The sequence below is a fragment of the Streptococcus parasanguinis genome (genome assembly GCF_001074805.1).
Taxonomy (GTDB): Bacteria; Bacillota; Bacilli; order Lactobacillales; family Streptococcaceae; genus Streptococcus; species Streptococcus parasanguinis_A.
This window is the reverse complement of sequence record NZ_JUPI01000135.1, coordinates 1-21988: the sequence shown is the minus strand read 5'-3', so window position 1 is coordinate 21988 and position 21988 is coordinate 1. Positions and strand designations below refer to the sequence as shown.

General features: G+C 40.0%; 20 protein-coding genes. 3 read left to right on the top strand and 17 right to left on the bottom strand.

Annotated features, from left to right (window positions below; genetic code table 11):
* Window positions 1-174: 174 nt before the first annotated feature.
* The 3 genes from hpf to ADI76_RS09705 all read right to left on the bottom strand — a co-directional run bounded on the left by hpf (window position 175) and on the right by ADI76_RS09705 (window position 2759).
* Entirely contained in the window at window positions 175-717 is a 543-nt protein-coding gene (hpf, locus tag ADI76_RS09715) for a ribosome hibernation-promoting factor, HPF/YfiA family (RefSeq protein WP_049516146.1), read from the bottom strand.
* An 81-nt stretch (window positions 718-798) separates the two neighbouring features.
* Window positions 799-1464, bottom strand: a complete 666-nt coding sequence (locus ADI76_RS09710) for a ComF family protein (protein WP_049516145.1) — start codon at window positions 1462-1464, stop codon at window positions 799-801.
* A complete protein-coding gene (locus ADI76_RS09705; protein ID WP_049516143.1) occupies window positions 1461-2759 on the bottom strand; it encodes a DEAD/DEAH box helicase in 1299 nt (432 codons plus the stop codon). Before ADI76_RS09705 ends, ADI76_RS09710 begins: the two co-directional genes overlap by 4 nt.
* Window positions 2760-2814: 55 nt before the next feature.
* Here ADI76_RS09705 and ADI76_RS09700 point away from each other — a divergent pair, with 55 nt between their 5' ends.
* A complete protein-coding gene (locus tag ADI76_RS09700) occupies window positions 2815-3456 on the top strand; it encodes a YigZ family protein (RefSeq protein WP_049516142.1) in 642 nt (213 codons plus the stop codon).
* A gap of 123 nt (window positions 3457-3579) precedes the next feature.
* Window positions 3580-4503 carry a cysteine synthase A gene (cysK, locus tag ADI76_RS09695; protein ID WP_049516141.1) on the top strand — a complete coding sequence of 308 codons (924 nt, stop codon included), beginning with the start codon at window positions 3580-3582 and terminating at the stop codon, window positions 4501-4503.
* A 49-nt stretch (window positions 4504-4552) separates the two neighbouring features.
* Here the strand turns inward: cysK and ADI76_RS09690 are convergent, their stop codons facing one another.
* From ADI76_RS09690 to ADI76_RS09625, 14 genes are all read right to left on the bottom strand, one after another.
* Window positions 4553-4918 (bottom strand): S1 RNA-binding domain-containing protein, encoded by a 366-nt coding sequence (locus ADI76_RS09690; protein WP_049496180.1) that lies wholly within the window; start codon window positions 4916-4918, stop codon window positions 4553-4555.
* Between the two features lies 1 nt (window position 4919).
* Window positions 4920-6320 carry a bifunctional Cof-type HAD-IIB family hydrolase/peptidylprolyl isomerase gene (locus tag ADI76_RS09685; RefSeq protein ID WP_049516140.1) on the bottom strand — a complete coding sequence of 467 codons (1401 nt, stop codon included), beginning with the start codon at window positions 6318-6320 and terminating at the stop codon, window positions 4920-4922.
* A gap of 44 nt (window positions 6321-6364) precedes the next feature.
* The gene (locus ADI76_RS09680; protein ID WP_049492345.1) at window positions 6365-6997 is read right to left on the bottom strand and encodes a response regulator transcription factor; all 633 of its coding nucleotides are present in this window, start codon (window positions 6995-6997) and stop codon (window positions 6365-6367) included.
* Window positions 6994-8010 (bottom strand): sensor histidine kinase, encoded by a 1017-nt coding sequence (locus ADI76_RS09675; RefSeq protein WP_049516138.1) that lies wholly within the window; start codon window positions 8008-8010, stop codon window positions 6994-6996. Before ADI76_RS09675 ends, ADI76_RS09680 begins: the two co-directional genes overlap by 4 nt.
* Window positions 8007-8702 (bottom strand): cell wall-active antibiotics response protein LiaF, encoded by a 696-nt coding sequence (gene liaF, locus ADI76_RS09670; protein WP_003003865.1) that lies wholly within the window; start codon window positions 8700-8702, stop codon window positions 8007-8009. Before liaF ends, ADI76_RS09675 begins: the two co-directional genes overlap by 4 nt.
* 175 nt (window positions 8703-8877) lie before the next feature.
* Window positions 8878-10677 (bottom strand): CAP domain-containing protein, encoded by a 1800-nt coding sequence (locus ADI76_RS09665; protein ID WP_049516137.1) that lies wholly within the window; start codon window positions 10675-10677, stop codon window positions 8878-8880.
* A 487-nt stretch (window positions 10678-11164) separates the two neighbouring features.
* Entirely contained in the window at window positions 11165-13036 is a 1872-nt protein-coding gene (gene pknB, locus ADI76_RS09660) for a Stk1 family PASTA domain-containing Ser/Thr kinase (RefSeq protein WP_049516135.1), read from the bottom strand.
* Window positions 13033-13773 (bottom strand): Stp1/IreP family PP2C-type Ser/Thr phosphatase, encoded by a 741-nt coding sequence (locus ADI76_RS09655; RefSeq protein ID WP_021154558.1) that lies wholly within the window; start codon window positions 13771-13773, stop codon window positions 13033-13035. Before ADI76_RS09655 ends, pknB begins: the two co-directional genes overlap by 4 nt.
* A gap of 21 nt (window positions 13774-13794) precedes the next feature.
* Window positions 13795-15108, bottom strand: coding sequence for a 16S rRNA (cytosine(967)-C(5))-methyltransferase RsmB (gene rsmB / locus ADI76_RS09650; RefSeq protein WP_049516133.1), 1314 nt, complete (start codon window positions 15106-15108; stop codon window positions 13795-13797).
* Entirely contained in the window at window positions 15098-16033 is a 936-nt protein-coding gene (fmt, locus tag ADI76_RS09645; RefSeq protein ID WP_003010335.1) for a methionyl-tRNA formyltransferase, read from the bottom strand. The genes rsmB and fmt overlap by 11 nt, the downstream gene beginning before the upstream one ends.
* 11 nt (window positions 16034-16044) lie before the next feature.
* Window positions 16045-18453: a primosomal protein N' gene (locus ADI76_RS09640; protein ID WP_003010336.1), complete on the bottom strand. Its 2409-nt coding sequence runs from the start codon at window positions 18451-18453 to the stop codon at window positions 16045-16047.
* Window positions 18454-18516: 63 nt separating this feature from the next.
* Window positions 18517-18831 carry a DNA-directed RNA polymerase subunit omega gene (gene rpoZ, locus ADI76_RS09635; protein WP_003010339.1) on the bottom strand — a complete coding sequence of 105 codons (315 nt, stop codon included), beginning with the start codon at window positions 18829-18831 and terminating at the stop codon, window positions 18517-18519.
* Window positions 18832-18856: 25 nt separating this feature from the next.
* Window positions 18857-19489 (bottom strand): guanylate kinase, encoded by a 633-nt coding sequence (gene gmk / locus ADI76_RS09630; RefSeq protein ID WP_049516131.1) that lies wholly within the window; start codon window positions 19487-19489, stop codon window positions 18857-18859.
* A gap of 107 nt (window positions 19490-19596) precedes the next feature.
* Window positions 19597-21204 carry a ribonuclease Y gene (locus ADI76_RS09625; protein WP_049492366.1) on the bottom strand — a complete coding sequence of 536 codons (1608 nt, stop codon included), beginning with the start codon at window positions 21202-21204 and terminating at the stop codon, window positions 19597-19599.
* A gap of 234 nt (window positions 21205-21438) precedes the next feature.
* Between ADI76_RS09625 and ADI76_RS09620 the strand changes: the two genes are divergently transcribed.
* Entirely contained in the window at window positions 21439-21921 is a 483-nt protein-coding gene (locus ADI76_RS09620; RefSeq protein ID WP_024054576.1) for an S-ribosylhomocysteine lyase, read from the top strand.
* Window positions 21922-21988 lie beyond the last annotated feature (67 nt).

Below are 21988 nucleotides of genomic sequence, written 5' to 3'. Positions count from 1 at the left end.
TGTCGCTCTCTCGCGACAACTATATTAGTATATCATGACCTGGACTTACTGTCAATACTTTTTTTCAAAAAATTTTATTTTCTTAAAAAATATTCTTACTTCTTTGGGTTATCTAAAAAATCAGGAGCAAAATTGCTCCTGATCCTTCTATAATTTAATTGATGTTTTTAATCTCTATTCTTTTACTTCCAATAGACCAATATCTCCATCTTCTCTACGGTAGATAACATTAGTTGTGTTGTCCTCCACATCACGATAAATGAAGAAGTCGTGTGCTAATAGATCCATTTGAAGAATAGCTTCATCTAAATCCATTGGTTCTAGATCAATTGTTTTTGAGCGAACAACTTTTTCTGTGGTTGTTGCTTCTTCTATAACTGCATCGGTAAATAACTTACCTGCACCAGACTTAATACGATTTTTCTTTTCGATTTTTGTTTTATTCTTACGAATTTGACGTTCAATTTTATCTACAACCAGATCAATTGAACCGTACATATCTTGAGACACATCTTCTGCACGAAGTGTAATAGATCCAAGTGGAATGGTTACTTCTACTTTTGCGGTCTTTTCACGGTAAACTTTTAAGTTTACACGAGCGTCTAGCTCTTGATCTGCCTGAAAATATTTTTCAATCTTTTCGAGTTTAGAAACGACATAGTCGCGAATGGCTTCTGTTACTTCTAGGTTTTCACCACGGATACTATATTTAATCATATTAGTACCTACTTTCTAAACATTATGTTTTTATTTATATGTATATTATAACGCTTTCATATTTTTTTTGCAAATCTTTTTTTATCTTGCGATTGAAAATGTCTTTATTTCTTTCACACCTTTTTCAATTAACAGGCGCTTCATTAATTCGATTGTTTTGCCAGTTGTGTATATATCATCGAAGATAAGATACTTTTTCTTTTCTGGAACTTCTTCATTTAATTGAAAATGTTGAGAGGTTTTTAATCTTTCTTCTCTTGTTTTTTTTGATTGGGCCAAGCTGTCTTCTTTATGAAATAGAGGGCTGTACTTTATTTCTGCAAAATCTAGTATTGTCGAGACTTGATTGAATCCTCTCTCCTGCTTTTTTTCATGGCTAATTGGAGTTGGTATTATTGTATAGTTTTTATACTTTTTCAACGCTTTTTTGATGTCACTTGCAAATACCATTCCTAACAAACGATCTCCTTCAAATTTATATCGTTTGAAATAGTCTTTCATTGCTCCATTATATCTATATAAAGCTTCATGTTGAACAGTATTTCCTTTGTCTTCCCAGAACTCACAATCTTTACATACTTTCTCCTCCTTATCTTTAAAGCACCTAGGACAATGAATTTCGCCAATTTGTTCGAAGTTTTCTTTGCATTCTTTACAAATCCATTTTTCTTGTCGATTTATAAAAATAAGATCTGTGAAATGTTCACTAGTTTTTAACTCTTTATTACAAAGCAGACATTCTTTCAAAACCCAGCCTCCTGATTCATTTGTTTTATTTCCTTGATTGCTTTTTTCATTTCTTTTGTTATTCCATCTGATAGAAAGAGTAATTGGCCTGTTGGTCTTTCTTTGCTACGTCCAACTCTTCCTGAGATTTGTACAAGGGCACTTTTCGTAAACAAGCGATGGTTGCTTTCTAAAACAAATACATCTACAAGCGGAAAGGTAACTCCTCTTTCAAGTATGGTAGTCGAGACTAGTATTGTTTTTTCTTTATTTCTAAATTCTTCTACAATTCTCAAGCGATCCTGTGTCTGAGAGGATACAAAACCTACTTTTTCTTTCGGAAAGTATTTTTTTATATTCTCTTTAAATTGTTGTCCTAATTCAATTTCAGATACAAAGATTAACAATGGGTAGTGAGTCTGTCTTTGCTTCTTGATTAGTTTCAATAGTTCGTAGGGGATTCTTCCTTTTTCTATTTTTTCTCTAATTTTCGATACCCATTTTATTTCTGGAACCACTAGTGGGTTCCCATGGAAACGTTTTGGAAGACTATAACGGATGATTTCTTTTTTCTTAACCTTTTTATCTAACTCATCTGTAGAGGTTGCTGTTAAATAAAGGGTGTTCCCTTCTTTTTTTATCGCATTCTGAGCTGCTTTGTATAACATCGGATTATCTACAAAGGGAAAAGCGTCGACCTCATCTATAATAAGGAGATCAAAGGCCTGATAAAACTTTAACAATTGGTGAGTTGTAGCGATTACCAAAGGTGTTCTAAAATAGGGGTCCGATCCCCCATGAAGCAACGATATAGAACAGGAAAAATCTTCCTTCATCCTTCCGTACAGTTCGATACAGACATCGATTCTTGGGGTAGCAATACAAACTGCTTGTCCACTCTTGATCGCTGTTGCTACAACCTGGTACATCATTTCCGTTTTCCCAGCTCCTGTCACAGCATGTACCAAGGCATTTTTTCCTTCTTTAACTGCTTTGATGAGACCATCTGATACCTCTTGTTGATAGGAAGTCAAGGTTCCTTTCCAGTTTAACACCTCTTGTCCTTCAAAGTCTTGCTGTGCAATAGCATAAAGTTTTTGGTCACTCCGGATCCTTCCCAATTGGATACAAGCTCTACAATACAGGACCTCTTCACTCAACTTCCAAAGTTTTTGATCAATCATACTGCCACATCGAAAACATCGGTACCTTCCATTTTGTTTTTCTATGGTTGGGAGTTCTTGGGCCATTTCTTTTAAATCGTCTGTCATCTGGCTCTCTGGTAAGAGTCTTCCATAAGTATCTTCTATCTTCATACTTATCAATTCGCAAAAATTGGAGAAAATCATTCTTTTTTTGTAAAATAAGAATATGGAATATGTTACATTTAAAGAGAACGGCACTGTTCAAGAAGAAATCAAAAAATCGAAATTCATTTGTCATGTTAAACGCGTCTCTTCTGAAGAGGAAGCTAGAGATTTTATCAACGCGATCAAGAAGGAACACTACAAGGCCACACATAACTGTTCTGCTTTCATCATTGGAGAACATAGCGATATTAAACGGACTAGTGACGATGGCGAACCTAGTGGAACAGCGGGTGTACCGATGTTGGGAGTTTTAGAGAATCATCACATCACCAATAGTTGTGTTGTGGTTACCCGCTATTTTGGAGGCATTAAATTAGGTGCTGGCGGTCTGATTCGTGCATACGCTGGAAGTGTGGCTCAAGCAGTTCGAGAGATTGGACTGGTAGAAATCAAGGAGCAAGTTGTTCTTGGGATCACACTTTCTTATTCCCAATACCAAGAATTTGCTAATTTCTTAAAAAACAACAAATTGGTAGAACAAGATCCGATGTTTACAGATCGGGTGGCGACAACTATTTTTGTAGACAAAGAAGACACACCTTCTATCACAGCTGCTTTAGTCGAATTTTATAATGGGAAAATCCTTATAGAAGATCAAGGAATTCGCGAGATTGAAGTACCACTACTTTCTGTAGAAAAATAATCAAAGAAACTACCGGCAACGATAGTTTTTTTTTATCACACCCATAAAATTTCTATATTTTACATTCTTCCCACAAGGGACTATACTTGTTAGTATTAAGAAAATCTAGAACTGAGGTATATTATGGCTATTTATGAAAATATTACAGAATTGATTGGGAACACTCCAATTGTCAAATTGAACCGTCTTGTTCCTGAAGGAGCTGCAGATGTCTATGTCAAACTCGAAGCCTTCAACCCTGGATCATCGGTTAAAGACCGGATTGCTTTAAGCATGATTGAAAAAGCTGAAGTAGATGGCTTGATCAAACCCGGTGATACAATTGTCGAAGCAACTAGTGGAAACACTGGGATTGGTTTATCATGGGTTGGTGCAGCTAAAGGCTATAAAGTTGTGATTGTCATGCCTGAAACCATGAGTGTGGAACGTCGTAAAATCATCCAAGCCTATGGAGCTGAACTCGTTTTGACTCCTGGAAGTGAAGGAATGAAAGGTGCCATCGCTAAAGCTGAAGCAATCGCTGCAGAAAGAAATGGCTTCCTTCCTCTTCAATTTGAAAACCCTGCTAACCCAGAGGTACACGAGAGAACAACAGGACAAGAAATCGTTGATGCCTTTGGAAAAGATGGTTTAGATGCTTTTGTCGCAGGTGTTGGTACTGGTGGTACTGTTTCTGGTATTTCTCATACTTTGAAAAAGAACAATCCTGCTGTCAAAGTCTATGCCGTTGAAGCCAATGAATCTGCGGTTCTTTCTGGCGAAAAACCTGGACCACATAAAATCCAAGGTATTTCAGCAGGTTTTATTCCAAACACTTTAGACACTAACGCATATGATGGTGTTCGTCGTGTATCTTCAGAAGAAGCTTTCGAACTTGCACGCGCTATCGGTGGAACTGAAGGATTCTTAGTCGGTATCTCAAGCGCAGCTGCTATCTATGCTGCTATTGAAGTCGCAAAAGAATTAGGTAGCGGTAAAAAAGTTCTTGCCCTTGCACCAGATAATGGGGAACGTTACCTTTCCACTACTCTTTACGAATTTGAATAACTCACTATACCAAAAAACTTCGGTAGGTTTCATCAACCTAGCGAAGTTTTTATTTTTTTTCTTGTTTGCTAAAGAATGCTTTTCCTTCTTTGACCCAGGTTGGCATCTGTTGAGCTAAGGGAGCAAAACCACTTTTGTTGCGATCATTTGAAAAACGATGGTGTCGAATACTTCGTTGCGGTGTTTCTTCTAAGGTTCTCAGAGAGAGGCTAGCTTTCTTAGAATATTCATCAACATCGATGACTTGGACAAAGACTTTTTCTCCAATTGAAAGAATATCATGAATATTACTTACATAACCACTTCTAATCTCTGAGATATGAATCAAGCCCGTGACACCCGACTCTAGTTCGACAAAGGCACCATAAGGTTGAATGCCTGTAATGGTCCCTTCTAACTTATCTCCAATTTTCATATTAGTCCTCAATCTCGATGGTTTGAATCACGACATCTTCTACTGGCTTATCCATCATACCTGTCTCAACAGCCGCAATCTCATCCAATACCACAAATGAAGCTTCATCCATCAATTGTCCAAATACGGTATGGCGTTGATCTAGATGAGGAGTTCCTCCTTCTGTCGTATAGATTTCGGCAATTTTTTCAGGCCAGCCACCGCGGACCAATTCCTTTTTCGAATATGGGAGATGTTGATTTTGTACAATAAAGAATTGGCTGCCATTTGTGTTTGGTCCAGCATTTGCCATCGAAAGGGCTCCGCGAATATTGTACAATTCTTTTGAAAATTCGTCTTCAAAGCTCTCACCATAGATGGATTCACCACCCATACCTGTACCAGTAGGATCTCCCCCTTGGATCATAAAATCTTTAATAATCCGATGGAAAATGACACCATCATAATAACCAGACTTAGCAAGAGCTACAAAGTTTGCAACTGTTTTTGGCGCTTGATCCGGGAACAATTGAATGTTCATCTTACCGTGATTGGTTTTGATCACAGCGACAGGACCGTCAGCCGTAGCAAGTTCTAACTGTGGTAACGTCAATTCTTTTTCAACCATATTTAACTCCTCTAAGGCATAGAATATGCCATCTTCTTCTAAATTCTTAGTGATATAATCAGCTTTTTCTTGTAACTCTGGGGCAGATTTTCCCATTGCGATACTAATTCCAGCATAATCAAACAGTTCTAGATCATTTAATCCATCCCCAAATACTAAAACATTCTCTGGCTTCAAGCCCAAATGATTTACAAGATGAGAAACTCCTGAAGCTTTTGAAGCTTCAAAACGAACAACATCTGACGAATGGGGATGCCACGAAACTAGGCGCAAGTCCTCTTGCAAAGAAGGGGGCAACTCTAGCTCACTATCCTGTTCATCAAAGGTCCACATTTGGAAAATAGGTTCTTTCAAATGCAGATCTGGATCTACGGGTAAGTTGGGATAAATGATGTCAATAGCATCACTGATCAAGGGTGTCCGATTAGACAGGGCAGCTTGATGACTAGCCACTAACCCATAATCAATCTCGGATTCTTTGGCCCAATCTACAAAAGAAGAAACGATTGCTTCATTGATTGGTGATTGGTAGATCACAGTTCCTTTTGTATCTTCTATATAGGCACCGTTTAAGGTTACTAGAAAATCAGGCTTTAAGTCCATGATTTCAGGAACAACCCCAAAAATCCCTCTGCCGGTTGCAATCCCTGTTCGGATTCCTTTTTCTTTCAACTGATGGAAGACGTCTTTGACAGATTCTGGGATCAATCCTGTTTCTTTTGCACGTAATGTATCATCAATATCAAAAAAGACGATTTTAACTTTTTTGGCTTTATAACGTAATTTTGCGTCCACTTGTCTCCCCCTTATGATCACGCTCTATTATAGCATGTTTCCTTTTAAAAATCTTCTTGATTCACCAGATGGTGTCGAAAGGCATAGACGACTGCTTGCGTCCGATCACTGACTTCTAATTTCGATAAGATGTTGGAGACATGGGTCTTCACTGTTTTTAAAGAAATGAAGAGTTCATCTGCTATTCGTTGATTTTCATATCCTTTCGTCAATAAAGCCAGAATATCTCGTTCTCTAGCTGTCAAATCATCATGCAATTCAGCATGGTTCTTTCGTGACTCAACTTTTTGACTAACTTCTGTCTCAATTGCAAATTCTCCCTTTGCAACCTTTCTGACAGCCTGTAAGATCTCAGTTGCTGACGAGGTCTTTAAAATATACCCTTTTGCACCGGCATCTAAGACAGGGTAAATCTTTTCGTTATCTAAATAAGACGTCAAAATGACAATTTTAGCTTCCGGCCACTCTTTTAGGATGGCTAGAGTCGCATCGATTCCATTTAGCTCTGGCATCACAATATCCATGATGATGACGTCTGGTCTTTCTTTCAGCGCCAACTCCACCCCTTCATGCCCATTTTTCGCCTCTAAGACCTGCTCAATATCGGTTTGCATGGACAAAAAGCTTTTCAATCCCAATCGGACCATTTCATGATCATCTACTAATAATACTTTCATACAGTTTCCTTTTCATTTTTATCTTTTACAAGGAGGGGAACGCGAATATCTACAGCCACTCCCTTTTGAGGACTCGTTCTTATTTTAATGGTTCCCGCCATGTCTTCTACACGTTCTTGAATATTTTTCAACCCATAACTCAATCGTTCCAATTTTTCCTGCTCAAATCCGATTCCATCATCTACCATCCGTAAATGAAGTTGTTTTCCTTCCTGTTGCAAAAAGACATCCATTTGTTGAGCTCTAGCGTGTTTCAAGGTATTGCTGACAATTTCTTGGACGATCCGAAATAGATGTTCTTCCATTTCTTTTGGAATGCTCACGTCATTATGATGGAAGACAACTGCTAGGTTACTCTTTTCCTTCAATTCTCTAAAAATCATCTCCATCCCTTCTACCAAACTTTTTCCTTCCAATTCTGTAGGACGAAGATGTAGGAGCAAGACGCGTAAATCATTTTGGGCTGTACCTAGAATATCTGACACACCATTTAGTTGCTGCTGGATCTGACTTTTCTCTAACTCAAGAGCCCGTGCTGCCACTCCAGATAAAATCATATTGGCTGCAAACAATTCTTGACTAACCGTATCATGTAGATCACGCGCAATTCTCTTACGCTCGATTTCCACAATTTCTTCTTCATTTCGCATCACACGATTTTCACTCTTTTGTAAATTTTCTTCTAGTCGAAGTAATTTGCTGTCCAATAAATCTAACTGTTGATTCAATTCTTTGGGGGCAATTTCTTTTCGCTGTGAAGCAGTCAGGATAGATTCTACCTTTTGTTGTACTGCATGAACTGTTACAAATTGCGTGATTTTGATAATTAAGACAACCAAAGCCGTCAATGCAAGCGTCAGACTAAAAACCAAAAATAGGAATGACTGAAGCAAGGAAAGATCTGAGAGAAGTTTGCCCCACTGAAAACCAACAAAATGGAAAATGGTATGACAAATGACCGCAACCACCATTAGGGAATAGAAATACAATAGGAGATAGTCTAATTTCTTCATGCGCGAATCACCTCAACATCCCCAACAATACCAACTAACACAATTTTTATAGAACGGTGCGATCTCCGATAGTGTGCCGTTTCAATGTCTATGGTTTCATTCCTCATTTTACGGACAGGAAGATCCAAAAACTTCAGATCTCCATACAGGGTGTTAATTTGTAAATGCAACTCCAAATCAATCGGTAAGATAATTTTTGTATTTCCAAAACCTTTCCGAATGATCACTACATTGTCCCAATTGCAAATGGCTACCTCCTCTAAATGGAGGGTGTCATTTCCAAAAACTCGGATTACATTCAGATCTCGATACCCTCGACTTTGCTTTGAAAAATGTTGTAAATCACCAATCCATCGAGTTTTTTCCTGACGAATTTTCGTATCCTCTTCAACATCAAACACAACGGCTTCATTTTCCTTATACATATAAGGGTAAGCAATCAATAAACCATAAACCACCGCAAATAAAATGGCTGCAATCACAAAAGGATTCAGCATCACGATAAAAAACAATAGCACACTCAGCGCGATTAATAGAAAATTCGCTTTTTGTTTGCCAAAATAGTAATACAAAAGGAGCAAAAAGAGAACCATCAAGACAACAAATCTGGAAAAATCGATTGATAAAATGGTGATCGCTGCCAATGTTAACAAAACGGCTTCAACGAAAATAAAAATTTGTATTTTCCACATAGTCTACCTCATCTTTTCCTATTTTATCAAATTTTTCCTCATTTGACTTCCGTCTGTGGTTGGATAATAAGAAGAGCAAAAAAACACCCAAAAGAAAGAAATCCTTTGGGTGTCCTTGGTATCGGAATGAATTGTTATTAAATAAGTTCTTTCCGATAACAGTTGTCTAGAGGCATTATTTATACATGAATGCCCAGTAATAGTTACCGTCGCCATTGATGACTGCTGCTACCGCACCTTCTGTGGCATTTGGATCGAGCATTAATTCTCTCAATCCACTGTTATACCATTTCGTTGCGACTGTTGTTGCATTGTCTTCACGGCGAGCTACAAACCCTGTGCTATCGTACTGACGTGAAATAGTATGGGCTTTTGGCAAGGCACGTGAGTTGTAGACATCATCTGACCAAGTCAATTCTTTTAAGCCTTGTGCCTTTCGTAATTCGTTAATCTTAGCAAAAGCTTCTTTCGCTTTATCTAACTCGATATAGTTTGTATTGTCTGTCGCTTCTACACGATAAACGAATTTCACATAGCCAAACTCAACATCTTTATAGTTCTTGTCATCTACTCCACTCTTCAAGTTAGCGATTAAAACATAGTCTTTAGCCCATGGGTTTTCTTTAGATTGCTCAAAGAGTTCTGGGTCCTCGATTTCCCATTCTACTTTGGCATCCCAGCCAGCATTATCAATAAATTTAGGATTCATTTTCTTAATGACATAGTCCTTAAATTCATCCACATTCTTAAATGGAAGAGCTTGACCTGCTTTAGCTGTTTCTACCAGATTTGTAGAGTAGAGCTTCACGCTTGAGTCACGATCGCTATAAGCATATTCATCATCTTTGGCATCTTCGTGGAATTTTGGATCGATCTCAGGATCTTTCGGATCTGTCATTCCATAAAGTTTCCATTTATCTCCATTCCATTTCCAATAAGCAGAGTAACCAGTTGCTTCCGTATCAGAAGGAACGTAGTAATAGTGAGTCGACCCGTCAAAGTAGTAGTTCTTATCTCGACGCAAAGCTGCTGATCCAGGTTTTCCAGGAGGATAGACTATCTTAGGTGCTCGTCCATTTGGAGCCCATGGAAGATGTTCTAATCCTTCTGCTGGTGTCTCAACGTATGGAGGAATTTGGTTTTCACTAGGCTGATCTGTTGATACCAAACCATCATTTCCAGGCACTTCAGGTTGCACCGGTTCTTCTGGTTTTGGTTCACTTGGATTTTCTGGGGTTGGTGCGAAAGGATCAAACTCTCCATCTGCTCCTACAAATGGAGGATTTTCTGGGAAGATCAAGTTGCCGTGATCTTCTGGTGTAGATGGTTCTGATGGATTAACTGGTTGATCCGGTTTATCGCTTGGATCTGGCTCTTCAGGTGTTGGAGTTGGATCCGGAGTCGGTGTTGGAACCGGATCAGGAGTATCAGGATTTTCCGTTGAATTCTTCACAAATACCCATTTGCCATTTTTATAGTAGTAATAATCCCCATTATCCAATACATAATAATGGTAGCCATTTTCATATACATAATGAGGGTCATTGGCAAGGTTATTAGTAGAGTTATTCCGATTAGTTAGAGGCTTCCACTCACCATTGCGGTAGATCCGGTAAGTTCCATCACTCATCCGATAATAATGATTGCCATTCCAATAAATGTAGTTTACATCATTTTCCAAGGAATAACCATAGTTCCAACCATTATAGCCATAATAATTATTCCAGCTAGGATAACCATAGTTATAGCCATAATAATAGTTCCAATTTGGATATCCATAGCCATAACTATAGGTCCATGAATTATAGCCATTATAACCGTTCCAATTATTGTAACCATAGTTATAATAGTTTGAACGATAAGAGGAGGTATTCCATCCTCTATTTTCTGCAGCTACTTTTGTTGCTATAAATGCCGGGACAATCATAGCTGTTGCTAAGATTGCTCGACTAACCACTCTATATTTTCTGTCCATTTAAATAATCTCCATTGGGAAAGTATAGGCGAAAGATACATCAACTATGTGCACATATTTCAAAAGTCATTCTACCTCCCTGTTTCTCAGTTCACGATATTTTTCTCCACTAGTTGTCAAGGCCTATTCAACTAGCAGAAAAAAATCTATTCGTTTACCAATTTCCTATCAAAGCAGGCCTGAACGACTTTTTACTCTTTGATCTCCTTTCACGCAGATTATAGCATGTGGGCTAAAACAAAGGCAAATAATTTGATATTCAATCTATTTTCAACTTCAAATTACCTTATGTTTAATTGACTATTTTATTTTACCGGACTTGAAACCCCTTGTTTGTTAAGGAGTTCACATAATCTATTCATCTGTAGAAAAATAGTTTCTTGAAGCGACTTCAAAGTATTTCCCTCGACAGGGAAATAAAAAAATCACGACATAGCAACAAAAAAATACAAAAAGACTCAGAAATCCATCTGAGTCTTAGACTGTTTTATGAATCTCCACCAGTTGCACTACTGCTAGAACTTTCTGTATCTGATCGTTCAGCAGAAGATGAACTAGATGTATCTGAACTGGATGAGGCTTTCGTACTTGAAGAAGCGGTCACTTTAGGTTCATATACCGTTAAAACAATTCGTGTTCGGTTAATATCCACCGTACTCGAAACTTCTGGAGTTTGACTAACAATTTGACCGGCAGAAACAACTACCCCATCAGGGAGATGTTCTGTTTTTCTTAATTCGATATTGGCTTCTTTAATACTATAGATCTCAATCAAATTACTTCTAGCAAAATCGTAAGTTGATCCAACATAGTTTGGCATTTCAATTGAAGTCGTTTCTTTCGCTACTTTCAAAACAATCTTGGTTTTTGAATTCAGAGAATATTGCTCTCCTGGAGCTGGAGTTTGTTCAAGAACTGTCCCTGCAGCATAATCGAAGGTCTCAACTTCTTCAATCGTGATCATTTTGCTTGATACTTTATAAGTATTTTTCAGATCTTCTTCTGCTTTTGCCCGTGTTTCACCCACGTAATTTGGCATTTCAAAGCTGTTTGGTCCTTTGGAAATAATCAAATCAATTCGACTTTGTTCTTTCTTTTGGGCCCCTGCATTTGGATTGGTTCGAATGACATAGCCTTCTGCAACCGAATCACTGTACTCTTCTTTCTCTTCACCGACTTGAAGGTCTTGTCCCTCAATAACCGCTCTGGCTTCGGCAATGGTTTTGCCGGAAACATCTGGAACTGTTTTATTGGCTGGGCTCATATATAACAAGAAAGTAAAGGCTGCAAGTACTAGGGCAATGGCAACAAACAAGACCTTGTAGCGCGCCCGCAAACGTCTTCTTGGCTTTTTACTTGGCGCCATGGTCTGCTGATCAGATAATGGTCGATTAGGATCTACTGAACTGATTTCACTGCGTACCTCAGAGATTGGAACAGGAGCCGTCCTTGGAGTTGGACTCACTTTTGGAAGAGTCTTTGTATCAGCTTTCGCTTGGTCTTCAAAAACCAGTTTTTTCTCATTTCTTCTCTCATAGGACAAGCAACTTGAAAGGTCCACATACATCTCTGCCACTGATTTATAGCGATCCGTCAGTTTTTTAGCTGTCGCCTTGATCACCACATTTTCTAAAGCTTGTGGAACATTCTTATTTTCTTCACGAATAGAGGGGAGTGGCTTTTGAAAATGCTGCAAAGCAATTGTGACTGCACTATCTCCATCATAAGGAATGTGTCCTGTCAACATCTCATAGAAAATAATCCCCATCGCGTAGATGTCACTTTGCACCGTAGCTTTTGATCCACGCGCCTGCTCAGGGGACAAATAATGAACCGACCCCAACATCGAGTTGGTCTGGGTCAAGCTAGTCTCTGCGAAGGCCACTGCAATCCCAAAGTCTGAAACTTTTGCTGTTCCATCTGGTGTCAAGAGGACATTCTGTGGTTTTAAATCTCTATGGATAATGCCACGCGTATGGGCAAGACGCATAGCTAGAAGGATCTGCCCCATCAAACGAACAGCTTCTTCATTTGATAAAGGAGCATTTTCTTTGATATAGCGTTTCAAGTCTAAACCTGCAACATATTCCATTGCAAGGTATTGTTGTCCTTCTTCTTCGCCAATGTCTGTAATCCGAACGATATTTGGATGGTCCAGCTCTGCCATCGCCTTTGCTTCACGCTGAAAACGCGCAACCGCAATGGGATCCGTCTGGTAATTCGTACGCAGTACCTTGACTGCAACTTCTTCCCCATCTAAAATCAAATCACGCGCAAGATAAACATCTGCCATCCCGCCGCGTCCAATTTGTTGGATGATTTTATATCGCCCGGCAAAAATTTTGCCGATTTGAATCATGCTGCGTCCTCCTCAGTAAAGTGGAGCAGTACAACAGTGATATTATCCAAGCCTCCAGCATTATTGGCAAAACGAATCAAGGTTTGAGCTTTTTCTTCCAGTGAAACATCACTCAAGACAATATCTCTGATTTCATCCGGGCCAATCATATTGGTTAAACCGTCACTATTGATCAAAATATAATCATCTGCTTCAACCGTCACCAAACCATAATCCGGCTCTAACTCATCTTTTTGACCAATGGACTGAGTGATGATGTTACGTTGAGGATGATGGGCAGCTTCTTCCTCTGTAATTTGACCAGCTCGCAAAAGAGCATTTACAAGAGAATGGTCACTGGTCAACTGCTGGTATTCGCCCTGACGAATGAGGCCAATCCGCGAATCTCCAACATGGGCATAAATCACTTGTCCTTCTACAAAAGCCAAAGCTTCCAGTGTCGTTCCCATTCCTTTGTGCTCATCATCTTGCCCAGCTAAATGGATCCGACGGTTCACAGCTTCTAAATGTTCTGCAAACCATTCCCGTACTTGATTAACCGTCTCGATCTCAGAAGAAACCCAAGCCGCACCTAGGTCTGTGACTGCCATTTCACTAGCAATATTTCCGGCACGGTGTCCTCCCATACCATCAGCAAGTAAAACCATAGATTTTCCTGCCTTGTTTTTATATTGATTTGCATAGTCTTGGTTATTTGTCCGTCTTTGACCTACATCGGTTAAGATCGTAATATCCATACTGTCAGTTTCCTCCTGATATTATGAGATTCTCTTAAAACGACTGATAAAGAAGCCGTCGCTTCCATATAATTCGGGTGTAATAAGGATACAATCATTTTTAAGAATATCTTTTCTTTCGTGATCCAATGGGACTTGTTCGAAATTTGGATGGTTTTTCAAAAATTGGTCCACCACTTCAAAATTCTCTTTACCCATAATTGTACACGTACTGTACACTATTATACCACCTTTACGCACACTTTGACAAACACTATCCAGAATGGCCAATTGAATAGCTTGTAAAGATACAAAATCTGCACTCTCTTTATTGTACTTGATATCAGGCTTTCTCCGTATCAAACCAATCCCTGAACAAGGCGCATCCACCAAAATTTTATCGAAAGCATCAGGTCCAAATGTTTCAAAGACTTTTGTCGCATCTAACTTCTTTGTCAAAATTTTGTCCGCAACATGGAGCCGATTAGCATTTTCTTGAATCAATTTGAGCTTATGGTCATAGAGATCCAAGGCTGTGACTTTCCCAGTTGTGAGATAAGAAGCCAGGTGGGTCGTCTTTCCACCTGGCGCCGCACAGGCATCTAAAACCCACTCATCTCCTTGCAAATCCAAAGCCGGTGCCACCAATTGACTGGACTCGTCTTGAATAGTAATGCGCCCTTCTTTGAACAAGGAATGCGCTGCAAAATGTCCCTGTTCTTTCACGAGAGCGGACGGAGCAAGTAGAGAGGAGGTTGCTTCGAGTAGCTGAGCCAACTCTTCTTTTTCGTCTAGATCAATCACACGAATACTGGATTTATTACGCTGATAGAGACTCTTAAAAATAGCGCAAGCACGTTCCTCACCGTATTCTTCGATCAATGCTTTGACCAACCATACAGGTAGGGAATACTCTACCGAATAACGTTTGTTCTTTCGCTTGATCGTATCAATAGCTGGTAGCCCCTCGCGGAGGAGCTTTCTAAGAATAGCATTGACAAACTTCTCACTGCCTTCTTTTCGACGTTTTGCTATCCGAACAGCTTCATTGACGATGGCATGATCGGGAATGCGGTCTAAATAAACAAGTTGATACAAACTCATCATCAAAAGATAATAGAGCCAAGGATCCAATTTCGTCCGGTCTTCAATTACGTGGGCGAGATACCACTCGAGTGTTATCTTCCGTGCTACAGTACCGTATACAACTTCCGTAACAAAGCTTCTATCTTTATCTGAAAGTTGAGAGTGTTCTAGCGCTTGATTTAGTGCAATATTAGAATAAGCTCCCTGTTCAAAAACCTCTTCTAACACTCGAACGATCTGTTCACGCGCATTCATTTGTTTAATTTCCAAAGTGATCTCCTACTTTCAATTGACGGCCAGCGCCATTCAAAAAGTCTGTGATGGACATTTTTGGTTTTCCTGCCGGCTGCACAACTTTGAGGGACAATGCGCCTTCTCCTGCAGCGACCAGCAACTCTTTTTTGGTCAAAGCAATCACTTCTCCTGGATTTCCATTTCCTTCGCATAGCTCTGCTTCATAAACTTTAAAGCGTTGCCCATTTAATAACGTATGAGCGACCGGCCAAGGATTCATCCCTCGGATCTGATTAAAGACTTGGCGATTGGTTTTGGTCCAGTCCAAAACCTCTTCTTCCGGTAAAATATTCGGTGAAAATGTGACCAAACTTGGATCTTGTGGACTTGGCTTGATCTCCCCTGCCAGGTAAGCTGGCAAAGTATCTAGGAGTAAGTCACGTCCAAGGACTGCCAATTTTTCAAACAAAGTTCCCACATTGTCCTCATCTAAAATTGGGAGAGAACGAGCTGCAATCATGTCTCCGGCATCCATTTCCTTGACCATTTCCATAATTGTAACCCCAGCTTCTTCGTCACCATTGATCAGGGCATAGTGAATGGGAGCTCCACCTCTATATTTAGGTAATAAAGACGCGTGGACATTCACCGCGAATTGGAAGTTCTCCAACAATTTTGTCGGTAAAAATTGTCCAAAAGCAGCGGTCACAATTCCATCTGCATCTAGTGATAAGAGCGTTTCCATTTCTGGACTACCCGATAATTTCTCCGGCTGAAGAACTGGTAGTCGATGTTCTAAAGCTACCTGCTTCACCGGGGTCATTCGAATCTCTTTTTTGCGACCTACTTTGCGGTCTGGTTGCGTCACAACTGCCAAAATTTCATAGCGCGAATCTGCTAACAATCCCTTTAAAACCGTCGCTGAAAAATCAGGCGTTCCCATAAAAATTAATTTTGTCATTTCTTTCTTCCTTACATAAAGCTTTGAGGTTCATTATCAATACTGACACGTAGATCTTGGTTGCCTCTTTCTTGTGTAAATTCTAGGATTTGATTCAAGACCTGTGTCATGCCTTCTTCGAAACGATATTTCACAATGATTTGATAATGATACAAATTATGTGTGCGTGCAATTGGTTTAGGTGTTGGTCCTAAGATTTGGACCTGATCAGATAAGCCAGATCGGAGAATTTCCATGACCTGATGTGACTTCTCCATCACAATTTCCTCACTCTTATGGGATAGGGTTAACCCAACTGTGAAGTAATAAGGCGTATAGCCTAACTGCCGGCGAATCTGCATTTCATAGGCAAAAAAGCCTTCATAATCTTGGTTTTTGGCAAATCGAATCGCATAATGATTGGGGTTGTAGCTCTGAATGATAACCTCTCCTTCTTTCTCTGCTCGTCCGGCCCTTCCTGCCACCTGAGTCAAGAGTTGAAAGGTTCGCTCTGAGGATCGATAATCCGGTAAATTTAAAGAAGTATCCGCATTCAAGACACCCACTAACGTCACATTTGGAAAATCCAAGCCCTTCGCAATCATTTGCGTCCCTAATAAAATATCCGCTTCTCCATTCCCGAAAGCATCTAATATTGCTGCGTGGCTCCCTTTTTTTCGGGTAGTATCCACATCCATACGCAAAATTTTAGCCTCAGGAAAGATCTCTTGTAATTCATCATAGGCTTTTTGTGTTCCTGTCCCGTAATAACGAATGGAAGGACTTTGGCAATTTGGACAGTGTCGAGGAATCGCTTTGCTATAGCCACAATAATGACAGTTCATGGTTTTAGTATCCATGTGGAGGGTCAGTGAGATATCACAATTGGGACAAGTATCCACAGTTCCACACTCGCGACACATGACAAAGCTGGAATAACCACGGCGGTTCAACATCAAGACGACCTGCTCTTTTTTCTGCAAGCGATCAGCAATAGCTTCCACTAGAACCGGAGTGAAGTTACCAGCTTCATTTTGACCAATATAATCACGGAAATCAACGACTTTAACTTCTGGAATTTTGGCTGCCGGATTGGCCCGTTGGGTGAGACGAATTAATTCATAAACCCCTTTTGTTGCACGAGCCCTCGATTCTAAACTTGGTGTAGCAGATCCAAGAAGCAAGACTGCTTGATTGTACTGAGCCCTTAGGACTGCGACTTCCCTTGCGTGGTAGCGTGGATTACTATCTTGTTTGTAGGAAGCCTCATGCTCCTCATCAATGATGATGGCTCCGATGTTTTTTAAAGGGGCAAAGATGGCTGAGCGCGCTCCAACGACTACCTTGGCCTCCCCACGTTCAACTTTTCGCCATTGATCATACTTCTCACCATTTGATAAGCCCGAGTGCAGAATAGCTACTTCCTGGCCAAAACGCGAGATAAAACGATCCGTCATCTGTGGCGTCAGGGAAATCTCAGGAACCAACATAATAGCCGTTTTCCCCTTATTTAGAACTTCTTGAATAATCTGCAGATAAACTTCTGTTTTCCCACTTCCAGTCACACCTTCTAGTAAAAAAGGTTTTGATGTTTTCCCAATTTGAGAAACTACTGTTTCGACAGCTTTTGCTTGCTCTGAATTTAAAAGCAGAGCCTGGGTCTGTTCTTTGCCTTCATAATATGCAGCCGCCCGATTCACTTCTCGTTCTGTAATTTCTAAAACACCCTGTTCGATAAAATAAGCTACCACTTCTCGTGAAAAATCCTGATACAATCCTGCTAAGGGTTGCTCCCCTTGCTCTAGTAACAGGCGCTCTTTCAATGCTAGCCTTTTTTTAGCTCTTCCTGATGGTTGAAGTTCTTTTAATCCTTCCTGGTTAACGCGATACCATTTTTCTGTTTTAATTTGTTTCCTATCCTTGGCCTTGTATTCAAGTACCAAATCTCCTTTTCTGACCAACCGCATCACTTGGGCTTGATCGGCCGCATCTAGAGAAGAAAAAGAAACTTCATTTTTTTCACCAAAAAGTTTCACTTTGAGAGTTGGATCTAAAGAAGGTTGAGGATACAAAATCTTATCATAACTCGAATTGAGGAGAGAAGGAAGCATGGTTTTTAAAATCGTGATCTTATAAGAAAAAACACTTTTTCGTAATTGATCTGCCAACCAGAACTGCTCTTGATTTAAGACCGGAGTGTAATCCAAGACCTCCACAATCGCTTTTAATTCCTCGCTTGTGTCTGCCTCTTCTAAAACATCTACCACAATCCCTTGAATGAGGCGATTCCCTTTACCAAAGGGGACATGAACTCGCATACCTGCCTCCACCATATCCTCAAATTCTAATGGAATCTGATAAGAATAGGGTTTATCTGTCTGCATCAATGGGACATCTACGATGACTTTTGCTATCACTTTTTCACCTCCAGCCTCTATCATATGAGCTTTACTTTATCACGGAACCCTTTAAATAGCAAAAAATAAGATTGAGAAGCCCCAACCTTAAATTTTTTCACCATCTTCTTTTTCTTTGGCAATTTGTTCCTTAATTTTGCGCTCTTCTTCTTCTTTGCGGATTCGCTCTGCTTCAATCCGACGACGAAGCGCTTCACGTTTTGCTTCTGGATCCGGGTGAACAACTACGTTTCCTGACTCGATTTCTTCAAGCGCTTGTAATGTTGATTTGACCGATTGGAATTCTTGAGTTGGCACTGCACCACTTTCCAATTCGTGGGCCCGTTTTGCCTCAAGTATGACCAATGAGTATTTTGAGGGTACTTTGTCAAGCAATGTATCAATAGAAGGTTTTAACATCATATTCCTATACCTAATTTCTAATTATTTATCTCTTCACAATAGTTTGTGTTTTTGGTAACATATCCAGATAATGCCCAATGACACGGTCTACACGGAAATGTTCTGCTTCGATCACACGTTTGACACGTTGAGCAGCAAGAGGAACTTCATCGTTCACAATTGCGTAGTCATATTCACGCATCATGGCGATTTCTTCTTTTGCTTTTTCAATCCGTTGCGCAATGACTTCTGCACTATCTGTTCCGCGTCCCACTAATCGATCTTGTAATTCATCCAAATCAGGCGGGGTTAAGAAGATAAAAACTGCATCTGGCACTTTTTTCTTTACTTGGAGCGCACCTTGAACTTCAATTTCAAGGAATACATCAATTCCTTTGTCCAAGGTTTCATTCACATAAGTTAAAGGAGTCCCATAGTAATTTCCAACGTACTCAGCATACTCTAACATTTGCCCTTGACGGATCAAATCTTCAAATTCTTCACGTGTACGGAAAAAATAATCGATACCATCCACTTCACCTGGACGTTGTGCACGCGTCGTCATCGATACAGAATACTGAAACTGATTGTCCGAGTTTTCAAAAATTTCTCGTCTGACCGTTCCTTTTCCAACCCCTGAAGGGCCAGAAAATACAATTAATAAGCCACGATCCGCCATGATTTCTCCTTCAATGTCTTTCTATCTAGTGTAACAAAAATCGGCCTAATTTTCAACTGATTTTTTTCATTCAAAAAGCTTGAGATGCTAGATCTCAAGCTTTTCGTTTATTTTGCGTAATCTACTGCACGCAATTCTCGAATAACGGTAACCTTAATGTTTCCAGGATATTCAAGATTGGACTCGATCTTCTCACGAATATCATGAGCTAAGATCGTCACTTTATCATCCTTGATTGCCTCAGGGCTCACCATAATACGGATTTCACGTCCTGCTTGAAGGGCGAAACTTGTCTTAACTCCTTCAAAGCTGTTTGCAATTTCTTCAAGATCTTGCAAACGCTTGATGTAACTTTCAAGTGACTCACTTCGTGCTCCAGGTCGAGCCGCACTCAAGGCATCAGCTGCAGCGACAATGACTGCGATAACACTTTCAGGTTCCACATCTCCATGGTGACTGGCAATAGTATTGACCACCACTGGGTGTTCCTTGTACTTCCGTGCCAATTCAGTTCCAATCTCGACGTGACTTCCTTCCACTTCACGGTCAATCGCTTTACCGATATCATGTAAGAATCCTGCACGTCGTGCCAAGGTAGCATTTTCACCCAACTCGCTAGCAATAATACCAGAAAGTTTGGCAACTTCAATGGAGTGACGCAAAACGTTTTGACCATAAGAAGTACGGAATTGCAACCGTCCCATGATTTTCATCAAATCTGGATGGAGGTTTGGCGCACCAATTTCATAGGCAGCCGCCTCACCGTATTCACGAATACGATTGTCAATTTCCTGACGGTTCTTCTCAACCAGCTCTTCGATACGGGCTGGATGGATCCGACCATCTTTGAGAAGGCTCTCCATTGTCATGCGGGCAATTTCACGACGAATCGGATCAAACCCTGACAAGGTCACCACTTCAGGCGTATCATCAATAATCACATCGACACCTGTCAAGCTCTCAAAGGTACGAATGTTGCGACCTTCACGACCAATAATCCGACCCTTCATACTATCGTCTGGCAAATGAACGGTTGAGTTTGTTTGCTCAGCAACAAAATCACCCGCCATTCGCTGCATAGCTTGCACGAGAATGTCTTTTGCGATTTTATCAGAACGTTCTTTCACTTCCAATTCAGCATCACGAATCCGTGAGGCAATTTCTTTTGAAAGTTGCTCTTCCGTCTGACTCAAAATAATGTCACGCGCTTCTCCTTGACTTAGAGCAGCGACACGTTCCAGTTCTTCTACTTTCTTGTGTTCAAGCTCTTCCAGCTGTTGTTCCCGCGCATCAATGTGTTTAGTTCTATCTGTAAGACTTTGCTCTTTGTGTTCAAGAGACTGTTCTTTGCTTGTTAAAATGTCGTCTTTGCGATCAAGATTGCTAGCACGTTCTGCCAAACGGCTTTCTAATTGCTTCAATTCTTGTCGTTCTGACTTAAACTCAGCATCGACCTCTTCACGATATTTTCTGGCTTCTTCCTTTGCCTCCAAAAGTGCTTCTTTTTTAAGTGAACTTGACTCATGCTTCGCCTCTTTTAAAATTAAATCGGCTTCGCGTTCAGCCTGTCCACGTAAATTCGTTGCTTCTTGTTCAGCATTCAAAAGGGTGAGTTCCGCAGCCTCTTTTGAAGCTTTCATTTTAAGAGCAGTTCCCACATATCCAATGACTAAACCAATGACCGCGGCAAAAACACCTGTAATAACAAAATTCATGCTTTTACCCCAAATCTATTTAATTAGTTGAATTAAAAATTCTTTTACATTTTACCATAAATTACTAAAATTAACAATCTAAAAAAACAGGAAAAACCTTTTATATTTTTGCTTAATGCTTATTCTTTTATCGTCTTTTCTTTCATGGAACATCTGTGAGGAATTCATTTATTTCCACTTTGTTGAATCTGCTTTTTTATGCTATAATCAAGAAAAACAAAGAAGGATTTGAGTATGACAAAAGAAGTAATTGTTGAAAGTTTTGAATTGGACCACACAGCTGTGAAGGCTCCCTATGTACGCTTGATTGGGGAAGAAACTGGACCCAAAGGAGACATCATCTCTAACTTCGATATTCGTCTGGTGCAACCCAATGAAAATGCGATTCCAACTGCAGGGCTCCACACGATCGAGCACCTTCTTGCGATGCTTATTCGCAAACGCATCGATGGTATGATTGATTGTTCCCCATTTGGATGTCGCACCGGTTTTCATATGATCATGTGGGGACAGCATTCGAGTACGGAAATTGCTAAAGTGATTAAAGAATCTTTAGAAGAAATTGCATCAGTCAGCACTTGGGAGGATGTCCCAGGCACAACCATTGAGTCTTGTGGAAATTACAAGGACCACAGCCTCTTCTCAGCCAAAGAATGGTGTCGCTTGATTCTAGACCAAGGAATCTCAGATGATCCATTTGAACGTCATCTTGTTTAATACGAAAAAGAGGCTGGGACAAAAGTCCTAGCCTCTCAATTATTTTTGGATTGTCGAGCAAGACGCA